Source organism: Thermobifida fusca YX, from assembly GCF_000012405.1.
Taxonomy (GTDB): domain Bacteria; phylum Actinomycetota; class Actinomycetes; order Streptosporangiales; family Streptosporangiaceae; genus Thermobifida; species Thermobifida fusca.
Map to the genome: position 1 here is coordinate 1,708,813 of NC_007333.1, position 15,685 is coordinate 1,724,497.

Here is a 15,685-nt window from a genome sequence, read left to right on the forward strand (position 1 = left end):
GAGCCTGTCATGCCCGCACCCATCCGCATCCAGCAGTGCCCGGTCAGCCACACCGACTTCAGCACGGACACGGAAATCTACGGCCACTACGCGATGCTCGACGCGGAGCGGGAAGCCAGCCGGTTCCGGTTCAACGACACCACCGACCGCGGCTTCCTCATGATCCAGCGCTACGACGACGTCGTCGAAGGCTTCCAGCACCACGAGACGTGGACCACCAAAGTCCGCAGCGCCATCAACCCTGACTCCCGTTCCGGCACGGCACTGCTGCCCCAAGACCTCAACGGGGAAGCCCACGCCAAACTCCGCCGGGTCCTCAACCCGTTCTTCTCCCCAGCCGCAGTCCGCCGCATGGAACCCATGGCGGTCGCACGCTGCATCGAACTGATCGAAGAACTCCAACCCAAGGGAAGCTGCGACTTCGTCGCCGAGTTCGCGATCCGCTACCCCACCGACCTCTTCCTCGCCCTGCTCGGGCTCCCCGTCAGCGACGGCGAGTTCTTCCTGCCCTGGTCGGAGACGGTCTTCGCCGGGTTCTTTGGGGAAGACCCGGCCAAAGTCGCGGAAGCCAGGAAGAACATCATCGACTACTTCACCGAGACCATCCGGGAACGCCGCGCCAACCCGCGCGACCCCAAGGAAGACATGGTCACCCGGCTCCTGGAAGCCCGCATCGACGGCACCCCCATCCCCGAAGAGGACATCCTCACCATCTGCTTGACGTTGATGCTCGCCGGGCTGGACACCACCCGCAGCGCCCTCGGCTACATCTACGCCCACCTGGCCCGCAACGACGCCGACCGGCAGGCCATCATCGACAACCCCGACCTGGTCCCCCGGGCCGTCGAAGAGTTCCTCCGCATGTACCCGCTGGTCTTCCAAGTCGGACGGGAAGTCCAGGAACCCACCGAGTTCCACGGCCTCGACCTGCAACCCGGCGACGTGGTGTGGCTGGGGATCGCCCAAGCCAACCGTGACCCGCGCAAGTTCCCCGAACCCGACCGGTTCAACCCCGACCGCAAAGGCGTCAACCAGCACATCGCGTTCGGTGCCGGGCCGCACCGCTGCCTCGGCATGCACTTGGCCCGTCTCGAACTCGCGATCGTGCTGCGCGAATGGCACCAGCGCATCCCGCACTACCGCATCAGAGAAGGCGTGACGCTGACCGAACGCGGCGGACAGTTGACCCTGCCCACCCTGCCCCTCGAATGGGAGGCCTAAGACCGATGCGTATCTCCATCGACTCGGCCCGGTGCATGGGCCACGGCCGCTGCTACGCGGTCGCCCCCGACCTGCTCAGCGACGACGAACAAGGCTTCGTCGCGCAAAGCGGGCAGACCTTCGACGTTCCCGACCACTTGCACGGCCAGGCCCGGGAGGCCGCCGACGCCTGCCCCGAATCGGCGATCTCGCTAGGGGAAAGCACGACTGCCGATGCTTGAACACCTCCGCGTTCTGGACCTGACCGACGAGCGAGGGCTGCTCTGCGGCCGCCTGCTCGCCGACCTGGGAGCGGACGTGGTCCAACTGGAACCCCTCACCGGGTCCTCGGCGCGGTCAGCCCCGCCGACCGCACACGGCGGGGCCGGCCCGTCGATGTTCTGGGAGACGTTCGCCGCCAACAAACGCGGCATCGCACTCGACTTGGACAGCGACGAGGGGGTCGCCACCGCCCGGGAACTCGCGGGACGCGCCGACATCATGATTACTTCCCTGCCGGAGGCCTGGCTGCGGGAACGCGGCCTGGACCCTGATGCGCTGCGCGCCGCCCACCCGCACCTGATCACCACGGTGATCAGCGCCTTCGGGTGGACCGGACCCAAATCCGGCTATGCCGACTGCGACCTCGTGGTCTGGGCGGCGGGCGGCCCGCTGGACCCGCACCGCGACGAAGAGCGCCCACCCTTGCGGATCAGCGTCCCCCAGGCGTTCCTGCACGCCTCCGCGGACGCTGCGGCAGGCTCCCTGATCGCGCTGCACGCCCGCGCCACCACCGGCCGCGGCCAGCTTGTCGACGTCTCCGCCCAAGCCAGCCTAGGCACCGCCACCCTCGCCCGGGTGCTCTCCCACGACGTGGGGGACCCCCAGCCGGAATGGCACCGCCAGCCCACCGCGGGCAAAGACCAGAGCGGCAGCGGCGCAGCCACCCCCAACCGGCTCAAAAAATGGCGGTGCGCGGACGGCATGGTGGAACTCCACCTGTCGATGGGACCCGCCTCAGGCGAGTTCACCAACCGGCTGTTCGCCTGGCTGCACTCCGAGAACGCGGTCAGCGACCGGATCGCCGCCTGGGACTGGACCACCCTGCCCCAGCGCATCGCCGACGGCGAGATCACCGAAGCGGACCTGGCTGAGGCACGCGCCGCAGTAGCGGACTTCCTCGCCACCCTCACGAAACGCCAAGTGCTGGACGCAGCCATGAAACACCGGCTGCTGTGCATGGCGATCTTCGACGTCGCCGACATCGCCGCCAGCCCGCACCTGGACGAACGCGGCTACTGGGCGCAGGTGGACATCGACGGGGTCCCCGTCCGCATCCCCGGCACGCTCGCCCACGTCAGCGGCGACGCCCAACCTCGGGTGCGGCGACGCGCCCCACGGCTAGGCGAACACACCGCGGAAGTCCTCGCCGACTGGTTGACCGCGCAGGAGGTGAGCGTATGACCCGCGCCCTGGACGGCTTGAACGTCCTCGACCTGTCCTGGGTTGTGGCCGGACCCCTGATCGGGCGTGCTCTCGCCGACTTCGGTGCCCGCGTAGTCCGCGTGGAATCCAGCCGCCGGATCGAAACCGCCCGCCTCATGCAGCCCTTCCACGGCGGCAAACCCGGCGTGGAGAACTCCGCCCTCTACGGCAACTGCAACGCCGGGAAACTCGGGCTGACCGTCAACCTGAAAACCGAGGCGGGCCGCGGAGTCGTCCGCGACCTGGCCCGCTGGGCCGACGTGGTCATCGAATCCTTCTCCCCCGGGCAGATGGCCAAGTGGGGACTGGACTATGCCGCGCTCTCCCGCGACAACCCGTCCCTCATCATGCTCAGCACTTCGATCGCGGGCCAGACCGGGCCGTGGTCGGCGCTGGCCGGCTACGGCAACGTCGGTGCCTCGCTCAGCGGATTCCAGCACCTGGTCGGCTGGGAAGACCGGCTGCCCCTGGGCCCCTTCGGCCCCTACACCGACTACCTCGGCCCCCGGCTGGCGTTGGTCGTCCTCCTCGCCGCGCTCGAAGACCGCCGCCGCACTGGGCGGGGACGCTACATCGACGTGGCCCAAGTGGAAGCCGGCGTCTTCTTCCTGTCCCCCCAAGTCGCCCACTACGGGTTCGACGGCACAGTGGCGCAGCGCCGCGGCAACCGCGACGACGTGTTCGCCCCCCACGGCGTCTACCCATGCCAGGCCGAGGACGGCAAAGAACGCTTCGTAGCGATCGCGGCACGCAACAACGCAGAGTGGCGGCGGCTCGCTGAAACCATGGGCCGCAGCGACCTGGCTGACCGCGCTGATCTGCGCACCGCAGAGCAGCGGCGCGCCCGCGCCGACTTCCTCGACGAGCAGATCGCACAGTGGACGAAGACAAGACGCGCCGCCGACGTCGAACAGTGCCTGCAAGCGGTCGGTGTGCCCGCGCACCGGTCTGCTTCCAGTGCTGACTTCGCCGCCGACCCGCAGCTCGCGCACCGCGGCCACCTGGTGCGGCTCCCGCACCCGATCCACGGCCAGACCACCGTGGAAGGGCCGCGCTACCTGCTTTCGGACACCCCCGGCGAGGTCACCCGGCCCGCGCCGACGCTGGGCCAAGACAACGAGTACGTGCTGCGCGACATCCTCGGCTACTCCGAGGAGCGGATCGCGCAACTGACCGAGGACGGAGTGTTGGTATGAGCGGCGGCATGCAGACCGAGGACTGGAAAGCCGAATGGCAGCCCGTCGTCGACGCCGTGGGCCGCGACTTTTCCGACGGGGAGACAGTTTTCGGGGCTGACCCGGTCGAGCGCGGGGCGATCCGCCGCTACCTCGAACCGCTCGAGTTCGACTGCGCGCTCCACACGGACCCCGCCGTGGCCCGCGCCGCCGGGTTCGCTGACGTCACCATGCCCTACACGGGTGTGCTCACCTGGACGATCCCGCCGCTGTGGCAGCCAGGCGAAGTGCTGTTCGACAGCGACGACCGCAATGCGCAACCGGTGCGCAGCCCCATCAACAACCAGGACATGCCCCTGGGGCCGAAAACCACCGGTTTCTTCGGCACCGACATCGACATCGACTTCATCCGTCCGGTGGTGGCCGGGGAACGCATCGGCCGCCGCGGCCGCCGCCTGGTGTCGTGCGTGCCCAAGGAGACGTCAGTGGGCCGTGGCGCCTTCCTCACCTGGGAGAGCGACGTGGTGACCGAAACCGGTGAGGTCGTCGCACGGATCCGGATCGGCACCTACGCCTACGTGCCCAAGAACAAGACCGAGGCCAGTGATGACTAACCCCCTGATGCACCAGCGGTACTTCGAAGACGTCACCGTCGGCGAAGAACTGCCCAGTGTCGCCTACCCCTTGACCGTCTACCGGATGGTGATGGCGGCCGGAGCAACCCGCGACTTCAACTCCATCCACCACAACACCGAATACGCGCAGAGCACCGGCGCCAAGGAAATGTACGCCAACACGTCGTTCCTCCTCGGCACGTGGGAGCGGTGCGTCCGGGACTGGATCGGACCCGCCGGGACGATCCGCAGCATCCGCGGTTTCCGGATGCGGGCGTTCAACTACGTCGGCGACACCGTGCGTGTCTCTGCCACGGTCACCGGCACCCGCGTCGAGGACGAGGTGGGCGTGGTCGAGCTCACGATCCGAAGCGAGAACTCGTCCGGGGTCAGCGTCGGACCGGGAACCGTGGAGGTCACGCTGCCGCGTCGTGGAGAGGAGCAGGAGTGAACATCACCCCCACCGCTATCGCCGGGCTCGGCATGACCCAACTCGGCAAGGTCTACGGCCGCACCCCCGCCGAGTTCGCTGTGGAAGCCGTTACCCGGGCCGCCGCGGACGCGGGACTCGCCCTGGCCGACATTGACGGGCTCCTGGTCAACCCGGGGGTCAACAACGACACGGACCTGCGCCTGCAGTCCACCCTGCAGTTGCGGGACCTGCGGCTGCTGACCACGATCCAAGGCTTCGGCTCCTCGGCGATCCAAATGGTCCAATACGCCTCCATGGCGATTTCTGCCGGCATGGCGAACGTGGTCGCCTGCGTCTACGCCGATGCGCCGCTGAAAGAAGGCCGGGGCAGCGGGGCCGCCTACGCGGGCGGCAACCGCCCGCTGACCGGGGTGGAAGCACTGCCCGCTGCTGCCGGGTTGAAATCGGCCCCGGCCCGGTACGCGATCGCGGCCCGCCGCCACATGGAGACCTACGGCACCACCAGTGAACAACTGGGGGCGGTCGCGGTCGCCGCTCGCGCCTGGGCAGCAATGAACCCGCTGGCGCAGATGCGGGAGCCGATCACTATTGACGACCACCAGAATTCGCGGATGATCGCTGACCCGCTGCGGCTGCTCGACTGCTGTCTGGTCAGCAACGGTGCGATCGCCATCATCGTCACCAGCGCGGAACGCGCCGCCGACTTGGCCCAGCCGCCGGTCCACATCTGGGGCTGGGGCCAGGCTCACCCCGGCTACACCAGCTACCGCGACAGCAACTTCGGCCTGGTCAGCGGGGCCGCACAGTCGGGGCCCGCCGCACTGCGGATGGCTGGCGTCACCGTCGACGAGATCGACATCCGCGAAATCTACGACTGCTTCACCTACACCACGCTGCTCACCTTGGAGGACTACGGGTTCTGCGCCAAAGGCGAAGGCGGAGAGTTCGTGGCCAGCGGTGCCCTGGCCCCCGGGGGCAGCCATCCCACGAACACCGGCGGCGGAGAACTGTCCTCCTACTACATGTGGGGCATGACCCCGCTGTCGGAGGCGGTCATCCAAGCGCGCGGCCAGGGCGGGCAGCGACAGGTAGCCAAAAACGACCTGATCATGGTGAGCGGCAACGGGGGAGTCCTCGACTTTCACGCCACGCTCATCGTCAGCCCGCACGCCAAGACCCGATGAGCGAGGAAGGAGCCGCGATGACCGTCACCCCCGTCGTCCGAGACGACTACTCTGCCCCGTTCTTCGACGGTGCTGCACGGGGCGAACTGATGCTGCGCTACTCACCGAGCCGTGGAACCTGGTCGCCTCCCGAGGCCCGCCTGTGCGTGACCACGCACGCCGCGGACCTGGAGTGGCGGGCCGCTTCCGGTGAGGGAACGCTGGTGAGCTGGACCGTCATCCCCGGCCGCTCCCGCGACGGCACGCCCGTGCCTGACACGATCGTGGGCATCGTGGAGACCGCTGAAGGACCGTGGCTGACGCTGCGCATTGTCAACGCCGACGAGGTGCCCCCGGCCGTCGACCGGCCGGTGCGCGTGGAGTTCGTGCACCCCGACAACAGTGAGGCCGTCCCGGTGGCGCGGCTCGTCGCATCCCCCTGATCCTCCTGCGACCAGCAGGACCGTGGTGAAACTTCAACGGGAGGAGAGAGAACCAGTGGCTAACCCGCACACAAGCAGCCTGCAGCCGCTGAAAACAGCGGCGGTGCTGTCTACCGTGATGCTGATCGCTGCCGGCTGTGCCGAAGACCGGGGCAGCGGGGGGAGCGGTGGCGGCGGCCCGTCGGTTGACTACGGGGCGTCCAAAGAGGAGTACGCTGCCGCCCTAGCGGACATGGAACCAGTGACGCTGACCCTGCAGAGCACCGCGCCGAAGGGGGCGGCCACCGGGCGTCGGTTCGAAGAATACGCGGCGGCCGTGGAGGAGTGGTCCGACGGCAAGATCACGTTCGAGATTGTCTTCTCCAACGCGATCGCCCCCGCTAACGAGGTCGACGACGCGCTTGCGGACGGGCGGCTCGACATCGGCTCAGTGATGCCGTCCCTGGAGCCCGCCGAGTTTCCCGCCAACAACGTCATGTGGGATGTGAGCTTCGTCGGCCGCCAGACCCCGGTCGACGGGCTGCTGCAGTGGCACGGCGCGATCCTGGAGACCGCGGCCCAGGAGGACGCCCTCTACGAAGAGTTCGAAGCGCGGGGGATGAAACTGCTGCTGCCCGCGTTCCACTCGGGGGCGATCGCCTACTCCTGTACGAGTGAGCGCGCCGATTTGGACTCGTTGAAGGGCGCCACCATCGCTTCGCAGAGCCGAGTGCAGAACGGCCAGGTCGAGGCACTGGGCATGCAGCCGTCGACGGTCAACTACGCCGAGATGTTCGAAAGCTTGGAGCGGGGCGTGGTCGACTGTGCGCTGGGCACGTTCACCGTGGCCGCGCTCAACGGCTACATCCCCTCGGCCCCCTACTTCGTGGTGGACCCGGAGGTCGGTTTCGGCAACGCGGGCGGGTCGATCGCGATCAGTCTCGCCACGTGGGAGTCCTTGCCGCTGGCAGCCCAGCAGTTGCTGTACGACCGGCTCGATGTGCTGCTGCAAGCGAACTACGAGTCCACTTGGGACAACATTGCTGACAGCCTGACGCAGGTCGAGGAGAACGACGGCGCGGTGCTGCCGCTGGCGAAGGACGCGCGGGAGGCGCTGGCCGCCTACAACGAGCAGGCTTTGGCCGAGGCAGCGAACAACAGTGCGCTTCCCGACAGCGAGGCGTTCGTCACCGCCCTCGAGCAGGCGCTGGAGGAGTGGACGGCCAAGGTGGAGCAGACCGCTCCCGGGCTTGACGTCGGCTACGACGAGTTCCTGGAGTGGCACGCCGCAGGCTACCCCGACTTGCAGAGCTACTTCGACCAGTTGTGGAGTGATGCGATGCAGCAACGCCGCCCCGGCAGTGAGGCCTGACCTTCCGTGCGCGGATCGGTTCTCCGCCCTGTCCTGGTCCTAACGGGGAGGAGAACCGCGGTGGGGCACTGCGACCGCAGTGCCCCACCGGAGGGTTGGTTAGTGGTCTTCGGTGAGGAGCTGCAAGGCGTCAATCAGGTCGTCGACAGCGGCGCGTGCCGCGGGCACCACCCCGGTCAGGCGGAAGAAGCCGTGGGTGAGCGACGGGTATTCGGCGAGGCTGGCTTTCACCCCGGCTGCGCGGAGCCGCTCGGCATAGGCCACCCCTTCGTCCCGCAGAGGGTCGTGTCCGGCCACGACGATGTGGGCGGGCGGCAGGCCAGCCAGTTCGGCGCGGAGCGGGGACGCGAGCGGCAGATCGCGGCGTTCGGGGTCAGGCAGGTAGTGGTCCCAGAACCACCGCATCTCCGCGACGCCGATGGGGAAGGCGGTGGCGTGGGTCTGGTAGGAGGCGCGGGTGAAGTCGTGGTCGGTCACCGGATAAAGGAGCACTTGGAAGTCGAGGCGGGGCCCGTGTTCGTCGCGGGCACGCAGGGTGCAGGCCGCGGCGAGGTTGCCGCCCGCACTGTCCCCGCCCACTCCCAGCGGGCCGTTCGCGGCGATGGTGGCGGCAACATGCTGCACCGCGGCGTAGGCGTCGTTCACGGGCGTGGGGAAGGGGTGTTCGGGGGCGAGCCGGTAGTCGACGCTCACCACGGTCCAGGCGAGCCGGTCGGCGAGGAAGCGGCACAGTTCGTCGCTGTAGTCGAGGTCGCCGGTGACCCAGCCGCCGCCGTGCAGGTAGACGAAGGTGGCTCGCGGTGCGGCGTGGGGGGTGTAGACGCGCGCGCCGATCTGTCCGTCGGCGACGGGGAGGCGGATGTCGCGTACCGACCGCAGGTCGGGGCCGTTGGCGCAAGAGCTGTTGCCTGCGGCGACTCGGGCGCGCGCCTGTTCAGGGGTGAGGGAGGTGAGGGGAGGGGCCGCGGCCGCGGCTGCGGCCACGGCAGCGATTGCGGGATCCACTGGGGTGGTCATTGAGCCTCCGCTAGCGGGGGTTTCGGTAGCACCAAGCCACCACTTTTTTCTCAATTTCATAATAATAGTAATTATGAATTTTATCACAAATCTGCCTGTGGATGGCTGACGTCACGCGGAAAGGCGCCCTATGAAACCACGGGAAACGACACAGTTCACCCACCTCTTCACCCCCATCCGCGTAGGCCGCATGGACCTGCCCAACCGGATCATGGCCACGCCCCACGCCACCCCCATCGGCAACCTGTGGAGCCCCGACGAAGCGGAAGCCGACCGCAACATCGCCTACTGGGCAGCTCGGGCCCGCGCCGGCCTGGCATGGGTCGGAGGAATCAGCGCCGCCCTCGAAAACCACCTGGTCCCCGGATTCGAACCCACCGGTGTGGGCGCAGCCGCCCGCGGAGTGTTCCGCCTGCCGTACTTCCACGACCGCATCCGCAAACTCACCGACACCCTGCACGAGGCCGGGGCCTACGTCACCGCGCAGCTCATCATGCAAGGCGGCATGCCGCACGGCCCCTCGCCCACGGTCACCGCATACGTCGCCAACCAGGTCTCCCACGCCCTCGACCGCGACGAAATCGCCTGGTTCATCAACGAATACGCTGAATCAGCCCGCCGCGGCAAAGCAGCCGGACTCGACGGCGTCGAACTCCACGCCAACCACGACGACCTGCTGGAATGGTTCCTCTCCCCAGCCTCCAACCACCGCGACGACGAATACGGCGGCGACCTGGCCGGGCGGATGCGCTTCCTCCTGGAGATCATCGACGCCATCCGCGCTGAAGTCGGCCCCGACTTCACCCTCGGCGTCCGCATGAACCTCTACGAGGCCCTCGACGGCGGATACGACGCAGCCGAAGGCGTCGACATCGCCAAAGCCCTCGAAGCCACCGGAAAAATCGACTACCTGTCCGTCGTCGTCGGCGATAACTGGGGCGCGCCCAGCTACATCCAACCCCACTACTACCAGCCCGCCCAATGGGCAGACCTAGCCGCCCAAGTGACCCGAGCCGTCTCCCTGCCCGTCATCTACACCGGACGGGTCACCGACCCGCACACAGCCGAAAAAGTCATCGCCCAAGGACAAGCCGACCTCGTCGGCATGGCCCGCGCTATCATCACCGACCCGGAAATCATCACGAAAACAGCACAGGGCCGCGTCCACGAAATCCGCCCGTGCATCGGCTGCAACGAATGCATCCACCGCCGCCTCGTCGACAAGCTCCCCTTCGCCTGCGCCATCAACCCGTATGCTTCCCGGGAACTCGACGGCCCCCTACCCCCGGCCCGCACTCCCCGGCGCGTCCTCGTAGTCGGCGGCGGCCCCGCCGGCATGGAACTCGCCGGGCTGCTCGCCGAACGCGGACACGAGGTCACCCTGTGGGAACGGGAAGAACAGCTTGGCGGCCAGATGCGCATCGCCGCCCGCGCCGCCGAGAACGCCGCCTACCACGACTTCGTGACCTGGCAGGAAGGACGGCTCCGCCGCGCCGGCGTCACCGTCGAACTTGGCCGAACCGCCACCGTCGACAACGTCCTATCCTTCGACGCCGACGTGGTCGCCGTCGCCACCGGAGCCGTCCCACGGCGGCTCCCTATCCCCGGGGCGGACGCCCCCTTCGTCGTCGACGGCCACGCCGTCCTCGCCGGGACGGCACAGATCGGCGAACGCGTCCTGCTCACCGCCGCAGAAGACCACATGCAGCCGCTGACCATCGCCGGTTACCTCGCTGACCACGGCCACCACGTGCACCTCGTCTACCAGACCCCCGGTCCCGCACCCCTCGTCGGCAAGTACACCATCGGCGCCCCGCTCGCCAAGCTCACCGCCGCGGGCGCGGCATTCACCTTCATGCAGCGCGTCGTACAGATCGAGGAAGGGCGGGTGGCCACCCGCAACATCTACTCCGACATCCCCGGGGAGATCACCGGCTTCGACAGTGTGGTCGTAGCCGCCGGAGGCGTGCCCGACGACAGCCTCTACCACGAACTCAAACGGCACGGCAAGGCCAACGTGCACCTCCTCGGCGACGCCTACGCTCCCCGCCGCATCACGTTCGCCACCCAGCAGGCCTACGCCCTTGCCGCACTCGTGTAGGAGAACCCGTGAGAGCGGTCCGCTACGACGGCACAGGTCTCTACCTGAGCGACATCCCCGCCCCCGTGGCCGGCCCCGGACAGGTCGTCCTCGAAGTCACCGCCGCCGGCCTGTGCCACTCCGACCTGGCGGTCATGAGCCGACCGCCCGAAGCCCTGCCCTACAAGCTGCCGATCACCCTGGGACATGAAGCGGTCGGCGTGGTCGTCGACGTCGGCGCGGGCATCTCCGGCCTGGCCGAAGGCGACACGGTCGCGGTGTACGGTCCGCACGGCTGCGGCGCTTGCCGCACCTGCCGGAGCGGGGCAGAAAACCACTGTCCACACGCCCGGGCGGCAGGCATCCTGCCGCCCGGGCTGGGCGCGGACGGCGCACTTGCCGACTACCTTCTTGTCCCCCATTCCCGCCACCTGGTCCCCCTGCGCGGTCTCGACCCGGTCCGCGCTGCCCCGCTCACCGACGCGGGGCTCACCTCCTACCACGCGGTCCGGTCCGCGCTGCCCCGGCTGCCGCCCGACGGCACCGCCCTCCTCATCGGTATCGGCGGGCTCGGACACCTCGCGGTCCAGATCCTGCGTGCCCTCAGCAGCGCGCAGATCATCGCGGTAGACATGGCCGCCGACAAGCGGGAACTGGCGCTCCGCTGCGGGGCGGACACGGCCCTGCCCTCCACGGACACGGTCCCCGACCAGGTGCGGGACCTCACCGAAGGGGTAGGCGCTGACGTGGTCTTCGACTTCGTCGCCAGTGACGCCACCCTGCGCATGGCTGCACGCAGTCTCCGCCCCGGCGGGGAGATCAGCATCGTGGGGGTGGGGGAGGGGCGGCTGCCCGTGGCCGTAAACCTGGTGCCTCTCGGAGCGGTCGTCCGCACCCCCTACTGGGGCACCCAGTCCGACCTTGTCGACGTGCTCGCGCTCGCCCGCGAGGGACGGATCACCGTGGAGGTTGAAGAGTACGCGCTGGAGGAGACGCCCCTGGCGTACGAACGGCTGGCACGCGGCAACGTCCGGGGCCGCGCCGTGGTGAATCCCGCGCGCGCTCCGGGAAACGCCCCCGGGCAGGCATGCGCGGAAGAACAGCGGGGGTGACGAGGCAGACCGGCACCGGCCTGCAGTGCCCGGTCACCCCTGCCAGGGAGGAACAGTGTGCTCGCTAGAGACAGGCGCCGCCTCCTGCCGTGCTGCCTGGCAGGAGGCGGCGCCCACCACCGCAGACGCACACGGGCCGGCGCGTGCTCCCCAGGACGGCAGCCCGCGGGCCCGGGGAAGGACGCGCCAGCCTGCGCGGAGCGCGGGGACAGGGATCCCGCGCCCGGACAGTCCAGGGCGCACCTTGGGCGCGCCCCGGGGGAGAGAGCCGTATCGAACCGGCAGTCTGTCCAGCCCTGATACCGGTGGAGGACTCCACCTGTCAGAGGGAGGGCTGCGGAGCAGGAGGCTGAAAGGCGTTTCGACCGCGGCCCTGCCCGCTGTCGGGACCGTTCCGCAGCCGGACGGACCCGACAGCCGAGTGCTAGGTGAGGACGAAACCTTCGTAGCCCTTGGCAGCCACCTCGTCGCAGATCTGCCGGTAGCGGTGGAAGCCGCCGACGTAGAGCATGAACACCCGGGGTTTACCGGGGACGTTGGCGCCCGTGTACCACGAGGCGGTCATGGGGTAGAGGGTTTCGTCGGCGATCTCGTTGACGTGCTCCACCCACTCGTCTTCTTTCTCCAGGACTGCCTCGGATCGGGTGAGGCCGTTCTTGAACATGTAGGCGATGTGGTCGGTCACCCATTCCACGTGCTGTTCGATAGAGACCAGCATGTTGCTGAGCGCAGACGGGCTGCCCGGGCCTGCGATGAAGAACAGGTTGGGGAACCCGGCGGTGGACAGTCCCAGGTAGGTGCGTGGCCCTGCGGCCCACTTCTCCTTCAAAGCGACGTTGCCCACACCGCGGATGTCGATCTTGAACAGCGCCCCGGTCAGCGCGTCGAACCCGGTCGCCAGCACCAGGGAGTCGAGTTCGTACTCCCGTTCCGAGGTGCGCACCCCGCGCGGCGTGATCGTCTCGATCGGCGCAGACAACGTGTCGACCAGGTGCACGTTGTCCCGGTTGAACATTTCGTAGTAGTCGATTTCCAGGATGAGGCGCTTGGTGCCGAACGGGTAGCCCTTGGGGACCAGGCGTTCCGCCACCTCCGGGTCGCGCACGGTGTTGCGGATCTTGTTGCGGATGAATTCAGCGACCCGTTCGTTGGCGTCCCGGTCGCGCAGGATGTCGCGGTAGGCGGCCAGAATGTCGGGGCCGCCCTCCTGCCAGTAGCGTTCCAGGGTTTCCACCAGCTCTTCGTCGCTGACTTCCAGCGCGGACTTCGGCCCCTGGTAGCGGTGGGTTCCTCCGGGAGTGTTGCGGGACTCTTCCCGGAATTCGGCGTAGCGCTTCTTCAGGTCGGCGAGGAACTCCGGGTCGAGCGGCGCGTTGCGGGCGGGGACGGCAAAGTGGGGGGTGCGCTGGAACACGAACAGTTCCGCAGCCTGTTTCGCGATCTGTGGGCTCACCTGGATTCCGGACGACCCGGTGCCGATCACGCCCACCCGCTGCCCGGAGAAGTCCACGGGCTCGTGCGGCCAGTTCCCGGTGTGGTAGAGGTTGCCGGCGAAGTCTTTGAGCCCTGGGAAGTTGGGGAGCTGCGGGACGGAGAGCTGGCCGCTGGCCATGATGAGGTAGCGGGCGCGGATCCGGTCGCCGTGGTTGGTGTCGACCGTCCACGTGTTGGTGGCCTCGTCGAAGGCTGCCGCGGTCACCGTGGTGTGGAAGGTGATTCCGCTCCGCAGGTCGAATTTGTCGGCGACGAAGTTGATGTAGCGCAGGATCTCGGGCTGGGAAGCGTACCGCTCAGTCCAGTTCCACTCTTGGAGGACCTCCTCGGAGAACGAGTAGCAGTACTCGATGCTCTCGATGTCGCACCGCGCCCCCGGGTAGCGGTTCCAGTACCACACACCGCCCACGTCGCCAGCGGTTTCGATGACGTGCACGCTACGCCCGAGTTCCCGCAGACGGTAGAGGGCGTACAGGCCGGAGAAGCCGGCTCCCACGACCAGGACGTCCACTTCCTCTGGTGGTTGTCGGCGAGAGTCGACAGTCGTCTGCCCGGCCATAGTTCTCCTTTAACGTTTTGCGGAACATTAATCGGTGCGCATGAATGTTAACAATATTACTGTTGGCAGAAAAGGAGGTTTTGGCCTTGACTTAGAGGTTTTCCTGGTGTAGATAAGACCGGTTTCTGTGGGGCCTGATTGCGGGTGCTGAACCGGCAGTGTTGTGACAGGAATGCGTTTCGTAGCGGATTTCCGCGAGGCGGACGGGCGGACCGCTGTTGCGAGTGCGGAGTAGGGGAGTACGGGGATTTGCGGAGGGGTGGCGGACCGGTCGAAGCGGCGCTTCCGTATCGTGGGTCGATGGCTGCGGCCCTCGCGGGGCGGTACCGCCGTTGAGCTCCGAGTTAAGTAAGGTTAGACTTACCTTCGCTTGTGTGCATTGTCGCTTTTGTCGGGATTGGCGGTGGGGGACACGAGTCCCCACCCGCACAACCCCCGTCAACCCGACACCATGCCCCTCTCCTAACACAGCAGAGAAAGAAACCAGCATGCACTCGACGCTCCGCACCCTGCCCGCACGCCTCATGAGCGCGGGCATCGCCGCCGCTGTGATTCTCAGCCTCGCCGCCTGCGGGGGATCGAGCACGGACGGTGGTGAGGACACCGCCCCCTCGGCTGACGGCGCCTTCCCGGTCCGTATCGAAAGCGCCCTCGGCGTTGCGGAGATCACCGAAAAACCCGAGCGGATCGTCACCCTGGGCCAAGGATCAGCCGAAACCGCGATCGCGCTCGGCACCGTCCCCGTGGGTATCGAAAGCTACGAGTGGGGCAGCGACGAGACCGGCTACCTGCCGTGGATTTACGAAGCCGTCACCGAAGCCGGCGAAGAACTCCCCGTCCAGTTCACCGGCGGCGAAGACATCGACTTCGAAACCATCATCGAACTGGAACCCGACGTCATCCTGGCCCCCTGGTCCGGAATCACCCAGGAGCAGTACGACATCCTCAACGACATCGCCCCCACCGTCGCCTACCCTGAACTGCCCTGGACCATTGAATGGGACCAGCAGATCGAGATCATCGGCCAAGCCCTCGGTCAGAGCGAGGAAGCCCAGGAACTGATCGACGACATCGAGCGGCAGTTCGACGAGGCCGCCGCCTCCCGCCCCGAATACGCCGAGCTCACCTTCTCCTACATCTACACTGACGGTCCCGGCACCCTCGGTGTCTTCATGCCCCACGAACAGCGCGTGGCCATGGTGAGCAAACTCGGCCTGCAGGTCGACCCCGTCGTGGAGACCCTGCCGGAAACCGAAGGCACCGCCTCCGCAGTCATCGGCCTGGAAAACGCCGACAAGCTGAAGGACAGCGACCTTATCTTCACCTTCTACACCGACGCGGAGACCCGCAAAGAAATCGAATCCCAGGAGCTGTACGCGTCCATCCCGGCAATCGAACGCGGATCGGTAGTGGTCAGCGAAGACACGTCCTTCGTCACCGCCTCCTCCATCATCAACCCGCTCACCGTGCCGTGGGTCCTGGACCGCTACCTTCCCCTGATCGACGAGGCCGTCGCTCAACTCGACCGCTAACCACCAGGGTGCGGCCCTGCTGGGGCC

The 15,685-nt window shown here is 67.7% G+C and carries 14 protein-coding genes; 12 read left to right on the forward strand and 2 right to left on the reverse strand.

The window, feature by feature from the left end:
• Positions 1–9: 9 nt before the first annotated feature.
• The 9 genes from TFU_RS07315 to dctP are packed head-to-tail and all read left to right on the forward strand — an operon-like array spanning position 10 to position 7,864.
• Positions 10–1,221, forward strand: a complete 1,212-nt coding sequence (locus tag TFU_RS07315) for a cytochrome P450 (protein ID WP_011291909.1) — start codon at positions 10–12, stop codon at positions 1,219–1,221.
• Positions 1,222–1,226: 5 nt separating this feature from the next.
• Positions 1,227–1,442, forward strand: a complete 216-nt coding sequence (locus TFU_RS07320; protein WP_011291910.1) for a ferredoxin — start codon at positions 1,227–1,229, stop codon at positions 1,440–1,442.
• Entirely contained in the window at positions 1,435–2,664 is a 1,230-nt protein-coding gene (locus TFU_RS07325; RefSeq protein ID WP_011291911.1) for a CaiB/BaiF CoA transferase family protein, read from the forward strand. The genes TFU_RS07320 and TFU_RS07325 overlap by 8 nt, the downstream gene beginning before the upstream one ends.
• Positions 2,661–3,881, forward strand: coding sequence for a CaiB/BaiF CoA transferase family protein (locus tag TFU_RS07330; protein WP_011291912.1), 1,221 nt, complete (start codon positions 2,661–2,663; stop codon positions 3,879–3,881). Before TFU_RS07325 ends, TFU_RS07330 begins: the two co-directional genes overlap by 4 nt.
• The gene (locus TFU_RS07335; protein ID WP_011291913.1) at positions 3,878–4,474 is read left to right on the forward strand and encodes an FAS1-like dehydratase domain-containing protein; all 597 of its coding nucleotides are present in this window, start codon (positions 3,878–3,880) and stop codon (positions 4,472–4,474) included. The genes TFU_RS07330 and TFU_RS07335 overlap by 4 nt, the downstream gene beginning before the upstream one ends.
• Positions 4,467–4,925 carry a MaoC family dehydratase gene (locus TFU_RS07340; protein ID WP_011291914.1) on the forward strand — a complete coding sequence of 153 codons (459 nt, stop codon included), beginning with the start codon at positions 4,467–4,469 and terminating at the stop codon, positions 4,923–4,925. The genes TFU_RS07335 and TFU_RS07340 overlap by 8 nt, the downstream gene beginning before the upstream one ends.
• On the forward strand, positions 4,922–6,091 hold the full coding sequence (locus tag TFU_RS07345) for a thiolase family protein (RefSeq protein ID WP_011291915.1): 1,170 nt from the start codon (positions 4,922–4,924) through the stop codon (positions 6,089–6,091). Before TFU_RS07340 ends, TFU_RS07345 begins: the two co-directional genes overlap by 4 nt.
• 17 nt (positions 6,092–6,108) lie before the next feature.
• Entirely contained in the window at positions 6,109–6,513 is a 405-nt protein-coding gene (locus TFU_RS07350) for a Zn-ribbon domain-containing OB-fold protein (protein WP_011291916.1), read from the forward strand.
• A gap of 55 nt (positions 6,514–6,568) precedes the next feature.
• A complete protein-coding gene (gene dctP / locus TFU_RS07355) occupies positions 6,569–7,864 on the forward strand; it encodes a TRAP transporter substrate-binding protein DctP (RefSeq protein WP_011291917.1) in 1,296 nt (431 codons plus the stop codon).
• A 99-nt stretch (positions 7,865–7,963) separates the two neighbouring features.
• Here the strand turns inward: dctP and TFU_RS07360 are convergent, their stop codons facing one another.
• Positions 7,964–8,881, reverse strand: coding sequence for an alpha/beta hydrolase (locus TFU_RS07360; RefSeq protein WP_011291918.1), 918 nt, complete (start codon positions 8,879–8,881; stop codon positions 7,964–7,966).
• A 130-nt stretch (positions 8,882–9,011) separates the two neighbouring features.
• Here TFU_RS07360 and TFU_RS07365 point away from each other — a divergent pair, with 130 nt between their 5' ends.
• Together TFU_RS07365 and TFU_RS07370 are read left to right on the forward strand one after the other, a co-directional pair.
• Complete coding sequence (locus tag TFU_RS07365) at positions 9,012–10,982, forward strand: FAD-dependent oxidoreductase (RefSeq protein ID WP_011291919.1); 1,971 nt, start codon at positions 9,012–9,014, stop codon at positions 10,980–10,982.
• Positions 10,983–10,990: 8 nt separating this feature from the next.
• Complete coding sequence (locus TFU_RS07370) at positions 10,991–12,073, forward strand: NAD(P)-dependent alcohol dehydrogenase (protein WP_011291920.1); 1,083 nt, start codon at positions 10,991–10,993, stop codon at positions 12,071–12,073.
• 424 nt (positions 12,074–12,497) lie between these two features.
• Here the strand turns inward: TFU_RS07370 and TFU_RS07375 are convergent, their stop codons facing one another.
• A complete protein-coding gene (locus tag TFU_RS07375; RefSeq protein WP_011291921.1) occupies positions 12,498–14,126 on the reverse strand; it encodes a flavin-containing monooxygenase in 1,629 nt (542 codons plus the stop codon).
• A gap of 488 nt (positions 14,127–14,614) precedes the next feature.
• Here TFU_RS07375 and TFU_RS07380 point away from each other — a divergent pair, with 488 nt between their 5' ends.
• A complete protein-coding gene (locus TFU_RS07380; protein WP_011291922.1) occupies positions 14,615–15,658 on the forward strand; it encodes an iron-siderophore ABC transporter substrate-binding protein in 1,044 nt (347 codons plus the stop codon).
• Positions 15,659–15,685: the final 27 nt, after the last annotated feature.

Bases quoted from the DNA above. Each gene is read 5' to 3' on its own strand.
- TFU_RS07315 (WP_011291909.1), top strand. From the start codon at position 10: ATGCCCGCACCCATCCGCATCCAGCAGTGCCCGGTCAGCCACACCGAC.
- TFU_RS07320 (WP_011291910.1), top strand. From the start codon at position 1,227: ATGCGTATCTCCATCGACTCGGCCCGGTGCATGGGCCACGGCCGCTGC.
- TFU_RS07325 (WP_011291911.1), top strand. From the start codon at position 1,435: ATGCTTGAACACCTCCGCGTTCTGGACCTGACCGACGAGCGAGGGCTG.
- TFU_RS07330 (WP_011291912.1), top strand. From the start codon at position 2,661: ATGACCCGCGCCCTGGACGGCTTGAACGTCCTCGACCTGTCCTGGGTT.
- TFU_RS07335 (WP_011291913.1), top strand. From the start codon at position 3,878: ATGAGCGGCGGCATGCAGACCGAGGACTGGAAAGCCGAATGGCAGCCC.
- TFU_RS07340 (WP_011291914.1), top strand. From the start codon at position 4,467: ATGACTAACCCCCTGATGCACCAGCGGTACTTCGAAGACGTCACCGTC.
- TFU_RS07350 (WP_011291916.1), top strand. From the start codon at position 6,109: ATGACCGTCACCCCCGTCGTCCGAGACGACTACTCTGCCCCGTTCTTC.
- TFU_RS07360 (WP_011291918.1), bottom strand. From the start codon at position 8,881: ATGACCACCCCAGTGGATCCCGCAATCGCTGCCGTGGCCGCAGCCGCG.
- TFU_RS07365 (WP_011291919.1), top strand. From the start codon at position 9,012: ATGAAACCACGGGAAACGACACAGTTCACCCACCTCTTCACCCCCATC.
- TFU_RS07375 (WP_011291921.1), bottom strand. From the start codon at position 14,126: ATGGCCGGGCAGACGACTGTCGACTCTCGCCGACAACCACCAGAGGAA.
- TFU_RS07380 (WP_011291922.1), top strand. From the start codon at position 14,615: ATGCACTCGACGCTCCGCACCCTGCCCGCACGCCTCATGAGCGCGGGC.